The sequence below is a fragment of the Bacilliculturomica massiliensis genome (assembly GCF_900605495.1).
GTDB classification, from domain to species: Bacteria; Bacillota; Clostridia; order Peptostreptococcales; family Anaerovoracaceae; genus Bacilliculturomica; species Bacilliculturomica massiliensis.
In genome coordinates this window covers 603,181-617,768 of sequence record NZ_LR027602.1, presented here as the reverse complement: position 1 = coordinate 617,768, position 14,588 = coordinate 603,181, and the positions used below count along the sequence as shown (strand labels likewise).

At 56.1% G+C, this 14,588-nt stretch carries 12 protein-coding genes; 6 read left to right on the top strand and 6 right to left on the bottom strand.

Annotated features, from left to right (window positions below):
• Positions 1-2 precede the first annotated feature (2 nt).
• From E0E37_RS08965 to E0E37_RS08940, 6 genes are all read left to right on the top strand, one after another.
• Positions 3-797, top strand: coding sequence for a division plane positioning ATPase MipZ (locus E0E37_RS08965; RefSeq protein ID WP_130862691.1), 795 nt, complete (start codon positions 3-5; stop codon positions 795-797).
• Between the two features lie 16 nt (positions 798-813).
• Positions 814-1,026 (top strand): 4Fe-4S dicluster domain-containing protein, encoded by a 213-nt coding sequence (locus tag E0E37_RS08960; protein WP_130862690.1) that lies wholly within the window; start codon positions 814-816, stop codon positions 1,024-1,026.
• Between the two features lie 12 nt (positions 1,027-1,038).
• On the top strand, positions 1,039-2,121 hold the full coding sequence (gene vorB, locus E0E37_RS08955) for a 3-methyl-2-oxobutanoate dehydrogenase subunit VorB (RefSeq protein ID WP_130862689.1): 1,083 nt from the start codon (positions 1,039-1,041) through the stop codon (positions 2,119-2,121).
• A gap of 40 nt (positions 2,122-2,161) precedes the next feature.
• Positions 2,162-2,908, top strand: a complete 747-nt coding sequence (locus tag E0E37_RS08950) for a thiamine pyrophosphate-dependent enzyme (protein WP_130862688.1) — start codon at positions 2,162-2,164, stop codon at positions 2,906-2,908.
• Complete coding sequence (locus E0E37_RS08945) at positions 2,909-3,442, top strand: 2-oxoacid:acceptor oxidoreductase family protein (RefSeq protein ID WP_130862687.1); 534 nt, start codon at positions 2,909-2,911, stop codon at positions 3,440-3,442.
• Between the two features lie 65 nt (positions 3,443-3,507).
• Entirely contained in the window at positions 3,508-4,578 is a 1,071-nt protein-coding gene (locus E0E37_RS08940) for a branched-chain amino acid aminotransferase (RefSeq protein ID WP_330548563.1), read from the top strand.
• A gap of 141 nt (positions 4,579-4,719) precedes the next feature.
• Here the strand turns inward: E0E37_RS08940 and E0E37_RS08935 are convergent, their stop codons facing one another.
• From E0E37_RS08935 to tilS, 6 genes are all read right to left on the bottom strand, one after another.
• Positions 4,720-6,120, bottom strand: coding sequence for a sodium-dependent transporter (locus tag E0E37_RS08935; RefSeq protein ID WP_130862686.1), 1,401 nt, complete (start codon positions 6,118-6,120; stop codon positions 4,720-4,722).
• Positions 6,121-6,388: 268 nt separating this feature from the next.
• Positions 6,389-7,396 carry a tRNA dihydrouridine synthase DusB gene (dusB, locus tag E0E37_RS08930; protein ID WP_246019676.1) on the bottom strand — a complete coding sequence of 336 codons (1,008 nt, stop codon included), beginning with the start codon at positions 7,394-7,396 and terminating at the stop codon, positions 6,389-6,391.
• 131 nt (positions 7,397-7,527) lie between these two features.
• On the bottom strand, positions 7,528-8,361 hold the full coding sequence (locus tag E0E37_RS08925) for a type III pantothenate kinase (protein ID WP_130862685.1): 834 nt from the start codon (positions 8,359-8,361) through the stop codon (positions 7,528-7,530).
• A gap of 112 nt (positions 8,362-8,473) precedes the next feature.
• Positions 8,474-9,643 (bottom strand): helix-turn-helix domain-containing protein, encoded by a 1,170-nt coding sequence (locus E0E37_RS08920; protein WP_165445296.1) that lies wholly within the window; start codon positions 9,641-9,643, stop codon positions 8,474-8,476.
• Positions 9,644-10,256: 613 nt separating this feature from the next.
• Entirely contained in the window at positions 10,257-12,338 is a 2,082-nt protein-coding gene (ftsH, locus tag E0E37_RS08915; RefSeq protein WP_281275520.1) for an ATP-dependent zinc metalloprotease FtsH, read from the bottom strand.
• 100 nt (positions 12,339-12,438) lie between these two features.
• Positions 12,439-13,950: a tRNA lysidine(34) synthetase TilS gene (gene tilS / locus E0E37_RS08910; protein WP_130862683.1), complete on the bottom strand. Its 1,512-nt coding sequence runs from the start codon at positions 13,948-13,950 to the stop codon at positions 12,439-12,441.
• Positions 13,951-14,588 lie beyond the last annotated feature (638 nt).

The window sequence follows — 14,588 nt, the reverse complement described above, 5'->3', positions numbered from 1 at the left end:
ATATGCACATGGCAGGTACCAATTCCACGTCACCGCCGCCGGATGCGGCTGTGACACCTTTACTTGGCGGAAAGCGAATTACGGTCATCGCCGGCCACTATGGCAGCGGGAAGACGGAATTCGCTCTGCAATACGCGGTGGCCCTAGCCCGCGGCGGTCAGAAGACCGCGCTGATCGATCTGGACATAGCTAACCCTTATTTTCGGAGCCGGCAGCGGCAGGCATATCTGGAGGAGCGAGGGATCGCTGTTTACAGCAACACCTATCATCTCGACATCACCGCAGATCTGCCCGCCGTGACCGCCTCCATTCGCGCACCCCTGGAAGACCCGCTGACGAGGGCCGTCGTCGATGCGGGCGGTGATGACACAGGGGCCCGGGTGCTGGTACAGTTCGACAAATACTTTAGCGGGCCAGACTGCGAGATACTGTGCGTGATCAATGCAAACAGACCGGAAACAGGTACGACGGAGGGCGCATGCGCCCACATCAGAAGGATTGAAATGGAATTATCTCTCCCTGTTTCCGGCCTGATCTGCAATACACACATGCTGCGCGACACCACCGCCGACGATATATTAAAGGGGCTGGCCCTTTGTCAGTCCCTCGGCGATGCCCTTGGGATTCCCCTTCGCTATACGCTCTGCCCCCAGGTTCTCATACCTGAAGTGGTCTGCCGATTGACAGAGCTGGAGACAGACGTAACTGACCGGAAATTCCAGGCAAAGCTCAACTCTTTCTTTCCTTTTGACCGGCTGCTCATGCGTGAGGATTGGCTGGACATCATCGTGGACTGAACAGGAGGTTTATCTTATGACCCACTATACTGTTACCTTTCGGGAAGATAAATGCAAGGGCTGCGAGCTCTGCATTTCTGTCTGTCCCAAGAACATTCTGGCGCTGCGGGATACTATCAATATAAAAGGATATCATCCGGCGGGCGTCACCGATCAGGATCAATGTATTGGCTGCTGCAGCTGCGCGCTGAGCTGCCCCGACGGCGTCATCCGTATAGACGCGGAGTAAGGAGTGATACATATGAGCGAAAAAGTATTGATGAAGGGCAATGAGGCCTTTGGAGCCGCCGCTATCCAAGCCGGCTGCGATCTGTATTTCGGCTACCCCATTACCCCTCAGAACGAACTGACAGAGTACATGTCCCGGGAGTTGGGAAGGGCTGGAGGTACCTTTGCTCAGGCGGAAAGCGAGCTTGCCGCCATCAACATGGCCTACGGCGGAGCCTGCGCGGGAAAGAAAGCCATGGTTTCCTCCGCCTCCCCTGGGATCGCCCTCATGCAGGAAGGTTTCTCCTTCATTGCCTCAGCCGAACTGCCCCTGGTGGCCGTCAACGTCTCCCGCGGCGGTCCGGGAATCGGCGGCATCCAGCCCGGCCAGGCGGATTACCGCCAGGTGACCCGGGGCGGCGGCAACGGAGACTACCACATTGTGGTCTATGCCCCGTACTGCATTCAGGAGGCTGTGGACCTTATCATCCGTGCCTTCGATACCGCGGGACGTTACCGCAATCCTGTCATCGTGCTGGCCGACGGCATGATGGGACAGATGATGGAGCCGGTAGTCATTCCCCAGATCCGCCGTCAATCCTCGGCCTCGGAGATCGCCGCGGAGAAACCCTGGGCGCTGACCGGCAGCGGCGGCGCCAGAGACCGCAACGTGGTCCGCTCCCTGTGGCTGGACCCTCAGCAGCTGGAGGATCAAAATATCCGGCTGGATCAAAAATATCAGCGCATGAAACAAGAACTTCCAGAATACCAGTCGGTGGACCTGGAGGGCGCGGAAATCGTCTTCACCGCCTTCGGCACGGTCTCCCGCATCGCCTCGGAGGCCATCCGGCTTCTGGGACAGCGGGGGATCAGGGCCGGCATGATCCGCCCTATCACCCTGTGGCCCTTCCCCTACCATGCCTTCGAACAGATCGACCACTCTACCACAAAGCTGATCGTCTCCGCCGAGCTCTCCATGGGGCAGATGATCGAGGACGTAGAGCTGGCTGTGAAGGGACGCAAGCCGGTTCGGCTGATCCAGCGGTCCGGCGGCATGGTCTTCACCCCGGCGGAACTTGCCGCCAGGGCGGAAGAGCTTCTGAGTCAGTATCAATAGTCCGTTCTCACTCACTCTTAATGGAAAGGGATGGATATCGATGAAACCTATTTTTGAGTATACAAAGGGGATGCGGGAGCAGGATACCCACTACTGCCCCGGCTGTACCCACGGCATTGCCCACCGTCTTATCATGGAATCTCTCGATGAGCGAAACGCCCTGGGGGACACCATAGGCGTATGTCCCATCGGCTGCAGCGTCACCGCGCACCAGTACTTCAACGTGGACTCCTGCGAGGCCGCCCACGGAAGAGCCCCAGCTGTGGCGGCAGGGATCCGCCGGGCCTGGCCGGAAAAATATGTGTTCACTTATCAGGGAGACGGCGACCTGGCCTCCATTGGAGCCGGAGAGATCGTCCACGCCGCCCTCCGCGGTGAAAAATTCACCACATTCTTTATCAACAACGCCATCTACGGCATGACCGGCGGACAGATGGCCCCCACCACGCTGCTGGGCCAGAAGACGACCACCAGCGTTGACGGCCGAAAAAAAGAAATCTCCGGAATGCCGCTGAGAGTGGCGGAAATGCTCTCCACTATCGACGGGGCCGTCTTCGTGGAACGGGTAGCTCTGGATTCCCCCGCTCACATCCGCAGTGCAAAGAAGGCCATTGTAAAGGCTCTGGACGTGCAGGAAAAACGGCTGGGATTCAGCTTTGTAGAGATCCTGTCCACCTGTCCTACCAACTGGGGAATGACGCCGGTAAAGGCCCAGGCATGGCTTCGCGAAAATATGATCCCCTACTATCCGCTGGGTAATTTCAGATGCCCCGAGGAGGTGAAATAAATGAGTACCCGAAAACTGATCCTTGCAGGCTTCGGCGGTCAGGGCGTTCTCCTGATCGGTCAGATCATCTCCTACGCGGCAATGTATGAAGAAAAACACGTAACTTTTCTGCCTTCCTACGGTCCCGAAATGCGCGGCGGCACAGCGAACTGTACCGTCATCGTCTCCGACGATCCCATCGCCTGTCCGCTGGCGGACTCTGTCACAGATCTGATGGCCATGAATCTGCCTTCTCTCCTGAAATTTGAAAGCGCTGTGGTGGCCGGGGGAAATATTTTTCTCAACTCTTCCCTGATCCGCGAGAGTCCCCGGCGCAGCGATGTGAACGTGATCCCCGTGGACGCCGCCGGTCTGGCCGAAAAGATCGGAAATGAGAAATCATCAAATATCGTAATGCTTGGCGCCATAATAAATAAGACCGCCGTCGTCAGGTATGAGACCGTGGAGAAAGTTCTGGCTGAAAAGATCTTTACAGGCGCGAAAGCCGGACTGTTGGCGAAAAACAAACCGGCTCTCACTGCCTGGACTGAATAACTGAAACAATATATACCGGCGGCCGCCATACCGGCAGGGCCGCCCGACAGACCAAGGAGGAAATAATGATGAGTTTCGAATTCACAATTGAAAAAAACCAAAATCCGAAGACAAAGCCCGATCCCGATAAGCTGGGATTCGGAAATCACTTCAGCGATCACATGTTTCTTATGAATTACAAGACGGGAAAAGGCTGGTACGACGGCCGTATCGTTCCCTATCAGCCCCTGTGTCTGGATCCGGCAGCGGCTGTGTTCCACTACGCTCAGGAAATGTTCGAGGGGCTGAAGGCTTACCGCGCTGCCGACGGCCGCACGCTGCTGTTCCGCCCCGACATGAACGCCAAGAGGACCCGGCGCACCAACGAGAGAATGTGCATTCCCGATCTGGACGAAGACCTTCAGGTAGCGGCCATCAAAGCTCTGGTGGCTGTAGAGAAGGACTGGGTGCCCGAGGCCGACGGCACATCCCTCTATCTGCGCCCCTTCATCATTGCCAGCGAGCCTTTCCTGGGCGTGCGGCCCTCCGACGAGTTCCTGTACGTGATCATCGCCTCGCCTTCCGGTTCCTATTATGAGAACGGTCTGGCTCCCACCCGCATCTTCGTCGAGGATGAATACGTCCGCGCCGCGCCGGGAGGCACCGGCTACGCCAAGGTAGGCGGCAACTACGCCGGCGCGCTGAAGGCGCAGGAGAAGGCCCACGACAAGGGCTGTTCCCAGGTTCTGTGGCTGGACGGCGTGGAGAGGCGATATGTGGAGGAGATCGGAACCTCCAACGCCTTTTTCATGATCGGCGACGAGATCATCACCGCCCCTCTGGACGGCACCATCCTGCCGGGCATCACCAGAGATTCCGTTCTCACCCTGCTGCGTCACTGGGGCATGAAGGTGACGGAGCGCAAGCTTCTGCTCTCTGAGATCTTCCAGGCCCACGAGGCCGGCAATCTGACCGAGGTTTTCGCCACGGGAACGGCCGCCGTCATCTCCCCTGTGGGCGAGCTGATCTGGAAAGACAAGAGCGTGACCATCAACAACAACGAGATCGGTGCTCTCTCCCAGAAGCTGTACGATGAGATCTACGGCATCCAGACAGGCAAAAAGGATGATCCCTTTGGGTGGGTAGTCGAAATATAAATGGACGATATTTCCTGTGTTATAAAAAACACAGCCGAAAAGAAAGCGGCCCGGAACGCCATATGGCGTTCCGGGCCGCTGCTTTTATATTTCTGCTTGAATTACATTTTGAACTTCACCCCGTACTGATCCCGGCATGCGTTAGAACCAATCCATCTTGAAGAAGGTGTCGATCTGACCCAGCAGAACCAGGAAGATCAGTATTGGAGCCACAAAGCGCAGACAGAACAGGATATAGCCGCGGGCCCGGAACCTGTTGCCCTCAAGGGTGATCTCAGATTCCAGGAATTTGAGTCCCAGCTTCCAGCCGACGATCAGCGACATGACCATGGCGCCGATCGGCATCATCAGGCCCTCAGACAGGAGGTCCAGAAAGTCCAGCCAGCAGAAACCCAGAGGCTGGGGCAGACCGTTCGCTCCCAGACCGTCCACAGATACCAGCGCAGCTTCTGCGAAGATGATCAGACCGATTATGATCGAAACTGTTTTTCGATTCATATTACCGCCCTTCTCCGCTTTTTTGTCGATCACCACGGAAACCAAAACCTCTGTCAAAGAGATGGAAGAAGTGATGGCCGCGATAAACACCAATGCATAGAACAGGAATCCAAAGAATGGTCCGATGCTCCCCATGGAGGAGAACACGGTCTGCAGCGTGATGAACAGCAGGCCCGGACCGGCGTCGGGCTCAAGGCCCATGGCGAACACTGCAGGCATGATGGCCAAAGAGGCCATGACCGCGATCAGCGTATCACAGAATGGAATCAGAATTGCATTGAACTGAATGTCTTCTTTCTTAGAGAGATAAGAACCATACGTCACCATGATGCCCATGCCCAGCGAGAGGGAGAAGAACATCTGACCTCCGGCCAGCGCCAGCACGCTGATCCAGCCGGTTCCCATAAACACCTCGAAATTCGGCTTAAAGACAAATTCCAGACCCGCGCCGGCTCCTGGAAGAGTCACAGATCGGACGATGACGATCAATAGCATGAAGAACAACGCCGGCATGGCTACCTTGGTAAACTTTTCGATGCCTCCGGCGACGCCTCCCACAACGACCAGCACCGTCAGCGCCACAAATATAAAGCTGTATCCCACAGTCCATACCTGGTCTACCGTAAAGGCAGAGAAATAGTCGGCGGGATTCGCGCCGCCCACGCCCCAGGATGCGTGGAACGCGTCGCCTAGATTGGCGACGGCGTACTTGATGCAGTATCCTCCCAGCATGCTGTAAAAGCCCAGGATCAACGCAGGAGACAGCACGCCGAACACTCCCAGGATCGTGTACTTTTTGCTCAGATCCTGGTACGCGCCGAGAACGCTCTTTCCCGTCTTTCGGCCGATGGTCAACTCACTGATCATGACCACGTAACCCACAAAGACAGCTAATATCAAATAAATGATCAAAAAAGCAAAGCCCCCGCCAACTCCCATCTTGAACGGAAAGCCCCACAGATTGCCCAACCCTACGGCGGACCCTACAGCCGCCATGACGAACCCGAAGCTGCTGCCCCACTGGCCTCTGTTTTCTTTTTCCATTAAGAAAACCTCCTTATTAAAAATAATGATGACTAAACGTATAAAAATAGAACGTTCATCTAATCGTGCCGGGCCGTGACACAAACAGAGAACCGAAAATCCGTCCCCCTTCCTTGTTAAATTAGTAGAAGATTTGGAATTATCTTAATATTTATTCTACCACAATCTCCTCTGGGGAACAAGAAAAATTCAACCAGTTTTGTAAAAAACACTTTACTTCTTCTTATTATGTTAGTTCTAAACAAAACAAATTCAATTTTCTTTTCTTCTACACACAAATTTCATCGAATTTACGGAAAATCGCCTCCGCCTCTGTCAGGCTGTTGATCTCCCTGCGCAGCTGAGCAGACCCGTGGACGCCCTTCATATACCATCCCACGTGTTTCCTCATCTCGCGTACCGCGGCGTATTCCCCCTTCAGCTCCAGCAGACTCTCAAAATGCCGGATCATAATTTCCTTCTTCTCCGCCGTCGATGGTCTCTCCAGCCGGCGGCCGCTCTCCCAGAGAGCGTTGGCCTCCCGGAAGATCCACGGATTGCCAAGGGCGCCCCTGGCGATCATAACGAAGTCGCAGCCCGTCTCCTCCATCAAGCGCAGAGCATCCTCGCCGCAAAACACGTCGCCATTTCCGATGACCGGCACAGAGACCGCCTGTTTGACGGCTCTGATGACGTCCCAGTCCGCGTTTCCTGAATAAAACTGCTCCCGGGTCCTGCCGTGTACGGCGATTGCCGCCGCCCCGGCGTCCTCCATACGCTTTGCAAAATCCACTGCGTTTATGGATTTCTCATCCCAGCCGATGCGCATTTTCACGGTGACGGGCTTTCCGGCCGCCGATACGGCCGCTTTTACGAGCTCCGCCGCCAGGACCGGATCTTTCATCAGTGCGGAACCCTCGCCGTTTTTGACCACCTTCGGCACCGGGCAGCCCATATTAATGTCCAGCAGACAGTTTTCCCTGTCCGCCAGCTTTTCCGCCGTAAAACGCAGAATATCCGGCTCTGAGCCAAACACCTGATAGGCCGCCGGCTTCTCCGACGGGTGAATGTACAGGAGCCGCTCCGTGGCCTTGTCGTTGTAAAAGAGTCCCTTGCCGCTGACCATCTCAGAATACACGAGACCGGCGCCCATCTCCCGGCACAAGCGCCGGAACGGGCTGTCCGTGATCCCTGCTAAAGGCGCCAGAAAAAAAGGGGCATTAAATGAAATGTCCCCTATCCTGGCGCAGTCCGCCGTCTTATTTTGTTTGTTTTCCATATGATCTATCAATCCCATATCCTGATCTCCAGACGCTGCAGCATGCCGCCGCGGCCGGCTTTCATACCGCCGCAGACCGCCGCCGGGCTGCTGCGCCGCCCGGATTCCTTTCTCTGTCCTGCAGGCGTCCCGGCAGGGTCCGCCGGACTTTATTCCAGAATGTATTCGCTGGGTTCTTTGCTTTTCACTCTGTTGTGAGCCTGCTTATTCTTTTCGTAGATGATCCGAAGACCTTCCAGCGTGAGCATCTTGTCCACGTGATCGATGCAGTTCACGCCCTCGTCGATGAGGGTCGCCAGGCCGCCGGTGGCCACGACCACAGGCTCCTTTTCCGCTCCGCAGATCTCCGCCAGTTCTTTTTTCATGAGCCGCACGATATATTCCACCACACCCATGTATCCGTAAACAAGGCCGGCCTGCATGCTCTCGTTGGTATTTTTGCAGATCGTGTGCCCGGGCGCTTCCAGTTCCACCCGGGGAAGTTTTGCCGTCTTCTCAAACAAGGCTTCGGAGGAGATCTTGATGCCGGAAGTGATGCTCCCGCCCAGATACTCCGCCTTCTCCGAGATGGCGCAGAAGGTGGTGGCCGTTCCGAAATCAATGACGATCAGCGGGCCGCCGTACTTATTGTATGCCGCTACCGCGTTTACGATACGGTCCGCGCCCACCTGTTTGGGATTATCGTATTTAACGATCAGGCCCGTTTTGATCCCGGGCCCGATGACGATAGCCCTGCGGTTGAAATACTTCGTTGAGAGGTGCTGAAGCGTGTAGAGAATAGGAGGCACCACGGTGGAGATGATAACGTCCTTCACCTCGCTGGTCTTAAGACCTTCATAGGCGAAAAACTGATTGATCAGCATGCCGTATTCGTCGGCGCTTTTCTGCCTGTCCGTTTCCATTCTCCAGTTTTGGATCAATTTGCCGTCCCTGAAGACACCGAGCACAATGTTTGTGTTTCCCACGTCAAAAGCTAGTAACATATTTTCCTTTGCTCCGTTTCCTTGTCTGGCCGGTTCCTCCGTCCCTGTCCGGGTCTGTTCACCGGCTGTTTTTCCTTCCCGCCGCGCCCCGCGCAGTGGCGCTGAGAAGATCTTAAAAAGATCTGACCTTCTTCTCGATACGGGCGATCGCCAGTGCGATCATGAGCCCTGGTACGATGGTATTTCCGGTTATATCCACGCCCAGTATTTCCTTGATACGTTTCAGCCGGTACTGTACGGTGTTGGAGTGGATCTCCATGAGCCGGGAAGTCTTGGCCGTGTTGAGACCCGCGTCCAGCACAAAGGTCTCCAGAGTCTCCATCAGCTGCCTGCTCTTGGACTCACCGGCTGTCTTGAAGGGCTTCAGCAGATCCAGATAGTTTTTCTTTACCGATCCGCCCTTCAGCGAGATATTCACGCAGTTGGACGCCAGCGCCAATTCATACTTTGAAAAGGATTTCTTGTATGGAAAGATCAGTTGGATAAACGGTTCGGTTTCATTGATGATCTGAAACGCGCCCGCCGCATCGTCGATCCCGTCCAGCATGTTGACGTGGAACATCTTCTTTGCGCCCGCTTCCTTCAGGGACGCCGCCAGATTTTTCCACTCCGTTTCGCCGTATTCTTTTTCCTTATCGCTGGCCAGAAGCACGCCGCTGATCTCGTCGCCCTCGGCGATCTTCAGACTGCTGATGTCGTATTCCTGTTCGAAGGCCGTGATGATCCGCAGGCCGGCGTCTTTTTCCACCCCCGGCACCAGATACACGCCCTTCACCATGGCCTCGCTGAAATCAGATTCGCTCTTGAGACTGTAGGCCAGACTGCGGTTGCCCCGGCGCAGCGCCTTGATGAACTCTGCGGTGATGTCCCTCTCCGGTTTATACCGCCACATCCCCATGGCCAGTTCGATGATCTCCGCCAGCTTGGAGATCTCCTCCTGAGAATAGGAATTGTCGTTGTCCGCCAGCATCAGATAGTATTTGACTCCGCTGATCGTCACCGGACCCCAATAGGTGAGCAGACCGTTGACGTCCACCCGCGTATTCTTCACATTCTTGTCTACGTTCTTCTCGATCCCCCGTCGGACCGCTTCTTCAATACTGGTATTGTGCTGCGTCTCCACGGAGAATACCGTGTTGAAATCTGTGGAAAACAACACCAGCTGAAAATTGTTGTTCACGGCCGCTTCTCTGGCCGCGGCCTGGAAGTTGCTGTATTTCTCAAAATTCAGCAGATGGTAGATGCTGTTATTGATCAAGCTGTTGGAAAATGTATCAGCCATAGGGCACCTCCTTCTCTCGCGGTTTTTGCGCCGGACACGAGTCCCGGATCCGCCCTCCGCCGCTTCCACCTCGCCGGCGTCAAGCCCGCGCCGGGGTCTGAAACAGCCTGCAGGCCGTTTGGACGATCTGTCGGCTGCGCGCCCGGCCCTGTCCGGGTGCGCCATGCCCTCACTGCCCGGGTGCGCCATGCCCCGGCAGGCGGGGCATGGCCAGACGTGAGCGTTCTGCAGCGGCCGGGCTCCGGCGGTCGGGCTGCAATGATCGCGCTGCGAAGACCGGGCTCCGGCGGTCGGGCTGCAGTAATGGAAAGAGGCAGTCCCGTATACGANCCGCCGCAGAGCCTTGCACTGACCGCGGTAGCGGCCGCAAACACCACCTACGGCGGCTTCACCGGAACGATCACAGCCACCGGAGCCGCAGTGACGAGCATGATCGACCATTATGTGGTCGACATCTATCAGGGCGGCGTCAAAAAGAAGACGGTGGAAGTGCCCACCTCCGGCGGTCGGGCTGCAATGATCGCGCTGCGAAGACCGGGCTCCGGCGGTCGGGCTGCAGTAATGGAAAGAGGCAGTCCCGTATACGAGGCAGCCTCAATCTTTCCCTGTTATCTCAGTGACGGATATCCCCGTCCTGTGAATCAAAACGATTTTCGCCGTCATCCCGGCCGTCTGCCCCAATGCCTTCCAGGGGCTCGTTTTTCTCATAAGATCCGCCGGAGCCGTCGCCCTCTTTGCGGTCCTTCAGAAGCTGCGCCATCTCCCGGGCCGCTTCCATTTCCGCTTCGGCGGTCTCCTCCGCTTCGATGCGGTTGGCTTCTTCCTTGCGGTTCTCCATGTCGTGGACCTCGCTGATGACTTCCTCGGCTGTCTTCGCGCCGGAGAAGAGCTCTTCGAACTGCTCCGCATCCAGCGTTTCGATCTCAAGCAGCACTTCGGCGATGAGCTTCAGCTTATCCATGTTCTCTGTGAGGATCTGTTCCGCCTGTGCGAAGGCTTCCTCCACGATATCGCGGATCTCCTGATCGATCTTGGACGCCACTTCCTCAGAATAATTCTGCTTGGAGGTGAAATCCCGTCCCAGGAATACCTCGTCGGAGTCGCTGTACTGGACCGGGCCCAGCTTGTCGCTCATGCCGTACTTCGTGACCATGTTCCGGGCGATGGACGTAGCCCGCTCCAGATCGTTGCTGGCTCCAGTGCTGATATCGTTCAGCGTGAGCTTTTCCGCCACACGGCCGCCCAGCAGGTGAACGATCTGTTCCTTCATGTCGGTCTTGGTCATGTAGTACTTGTCTTCCTTGGGCAGGATCATGGTAAATCCGCCCGCGCGGCCTCTGGGCATAATAGTGACCTGATGCACCGGATCCGTATTCGGCAGCGATCTGGCCACCACAGCGTGACCCGCCTCGTGGAACGCTGTCAGACGGCGTTCGTTCTCGCTGATCACACGGCTCTTTTTCTGCGGTCCCGCGATGACCCGCGTGATCGCCTCTTCTATGTCGCGCATGTGGATCTTGCGGCCGTTTCTTCTGGCCGTGAGCAGCGCGGCCTCGTTCAGCATATTTTCAATATCCGCCGGTGTAAAGCCCGGGGTCCTTCTGGCCAGCACCTTGGCATCCACACCCTCATCCAGCGGTTTGTTTCTGGAATGGATGCGGAAGATCTCTTCTCTTCCTTTTATATCGGGGATGCCAATGACGACCTCCCGGTCGAACCGGCCAGGTCTCAGGATGGCCGGATCCAAAACGTCCGGACGGTTGGTAGCCGCCAGTATGATGATGCCTTCGTTTACGCCGAAGCCGTCCATTTCCACCAGCAGCTGATTCAGCGTCTGTTCTCTCTCGTCATTTCCTCCGCCGATGCCCGCGCCTCTTCTGCGGCCCACCGCGTCGATCTCGTCGATAAAAACGATACAGGGCGCGTTCTTCTTGGCCTGCTCGAACAGATCCCGCACGCGGGACGCGCCCACGCCCACGAACATTTCCACAAAATCGGAACCGCTTATGGTGAAGAACGGCACGCCCGCTTCGCCGGCGGCCGCCTTGGACAGATAAGTCTTTCCTGTTCCCGGAGGCCCGACCAGCAGGATGCCCTTGGGGATCCTGGCGCCCAGGTTCACATACTTCTTGGGGTTCTTCAGGAAGTCTACCACTTCCTCCAGTTCTTCCTTTTCCTCGTCCAGACCCGCCACATCTGCGAAGGTCACCTTCTTGACGTCTTCCTCCTTGTGCAGTCTAGCCCGGCTCTTGCCGAAAGACATGACGCCCTTGCCGCCGCCCTGTCCCTGGTTCATAAAAGAGAACCAGAAGAAGCACATGAGCACGATCAGAAGTATGGTCGGCAGCCAGTTGAGGATCCATCCGCCGCTGCTGGGCTTCACGCTCTCGATGATGAGCCCGTCCTCGATCTTGGGAAGCACGTACTGCTGCTCCACCAGCATCTGCGCGGTGGTCGTGGGCGCGTACGCCACCAGATAAGTGCCGTCCTTCAGCTTGCCCTCAAACTCCCGCGTTCCTTCTCCGATGCGGATCTCCTTGATCTGATTCTTTTCCAGAGCAACGACAAACTCGGAGAATTCCACGTTTTTTATGCTCTTAGACGGAGTGTCTTTATAGAAATAGGCCATGCCCAGCACCATTGCAAAAATGAGCACATAGATGCCTATATTCTTTGCGACTTTTTTATTTTTCAATTTGCCTGTTTCCTCCTAAATCCCATTAGCGCCATTTCGCCTGAAATTACGCTTGAATATTCTACCACACTCCGCCTTGAAATTCAAGGGTTTCAGAATGTTATTTCCCAGTGATGTTTTGCCCGATGATCCGCAAAATCAGCGCCTCCCGCGTGTCCTTCGTAATACGGTATGGATCGCCCGTGGTTCCCGCCGGCCCTGGGACCCAGATCACTTCGGAACCCAGACACACCAGCGGCAGGGTATCCCGCAGTTCCCGCGGCACCTTCCTGTCCACAAAAAAGTCCTGCAGCTTTTTCGATCCCTTCATGCCGAAGGGGCGGATATAATCCCCCGGTCTACGGGTGCGCAGAACAGGCGTCTTCCCCGTGCTCTCCACAGCGGCCCGGTCGAAGGCCCTCTGCTCAGGCGGAAACTTCGCCGGATCCCCTGCCTCCTCCGCAGGAACGATCTCCCACTCCAGAGAAAACGTCGGCGCATCCGCCCTTTCAGGGCTTTCAAAGATCAGCTGTCCATAGGAACGGCGTACCCTGTAACCTCCCGGAAAAAGCGCCGTGGCAGACCCCATATCTCCCATGGCGATGTGATCCGCCTGCTCCAGATGGGCCGCGCCGATGTTTTGTTCCAGTCCTACAGCGGCCAGAAGCAGCGTCACCACTCTGTGTCTCAGCGCGGGCGGCTGCCGCCGGATCAGCGACGCCGGAAGTTCGATCCTGTCCTTTTCCTCCAGCAGCAGGCCGGAGCTGCGAGCGTCGCCGATCAGCTTCCATGCCCCATCGTCAATATACGATGAAGCTTCCCTTGCAATGGATGCAAGGCGATTCAGCGTCTCCACAATATTTTCGTTAAAGTGAATTTTCATGTAGGGCAGCAGTTCCAGTCGGATCCTGTTTCTGGTATAGTCCGGCTCCAGATTGGTCAGATCAATGCGCGGGCGCAGTCCCTGCGCCCTGCAGTATTCTTCCACCTCCGCCCGGGTCACGTCCAGCAAAGGACGGATAACGCCGTCCTTCCGGCTGTAATCCATCGCACCAAGGCCCACCAGTCCGGTGCCCCGCATGACGCGCATGAGCACGGTCTCCGCCTGATCGTTGGCATTCTGCGCAACTGCGATGAGACAGCGGTGTTTTTCCGTCTCCAGACGTCCGCGGACCTGATGAAACGCTCCGTAGCGGACGCGCCGCCCCGCATCCTCCTCAGAACAGCCTTCCTTTTCCGCGATCTCCCGCACGTCAAAACGATACACCGTGCAGGGAATATTCCTCTCCCGGCAAAACTCTTCTGCGAAAGCCTGATCAGCGTCCGCGGCCTCGCCCCTCAGCTGATGATTCACGTGGACCGCCCACAGATCCCATCGACGAGCCGGCTCCCCGTTCGCCGTTCCGGCTGGATCTGCGTTCGCCGTCCGGCCTGGATCTGCGCTGCTGTCCCGCTCGCCCGCGTCTCTACTGCTCGCCCTCTGGCCCGCGTCCCCGCCGCCTGACAGACGCCAGAGACAATGGAGCAGGCACAGCGAATCTGGTCCGCCTGAAAATCCCACCACCACCCGGTCGCCGTCCCGGATCAGCTCTCTTTCTTCAATGGTCCTTTTTATTTTCTCAAATGCCTCCATACTGTCCCCGCTATCCGTTTATGTATACCCACATTATCACATTTCCCACATGCGTTCCATCATTTCATTATGATTTGTTTTTTTCATTTGCCTTATACCCTCGCATACGCGCCAGACCCATCTTTTCAGCGCATGTGCGAAGCTGACTGCCGGGCCGGGCGCCAGGCGCCGCCGTTGGACCCGGCTGGAGGACCGGGCATCAGCGCCCTGCCACCGGCACGCTTTGAGCGTGGGCTTGGCCAGCTGCCGCCTCACATCCGGCGAAACCGCAACTTCCAAAGCACAGAGGACCGGCGGCTGTCGCCGAAGGGGAGGCGCGGCTATCTAAAAATATAAATAATTAAAATCCGTAGTTAGCTAAAAACAAATGAGGAGCTATTTTTTCTTTTTGCCTTCTATCAACACCCGAAATAGAAAAAATCAGAGGACGTAGTAGGTATTTCAACTGCTCATCTTGTCGATTTATGTCGCTTTTTTCTTTTTGAGGGTGATTTTATATTAAATAAGAAAAATATTTTACCATATTTTATACAATAACTATATTTTATCCATTTTCTTTTCGTTTTTGAGCCGTTTTTCCCAGCAAAAAGAAAAAATCCGGAAAACGATCCGCGCACTTTCCTTTTTCGGCTGGCTGC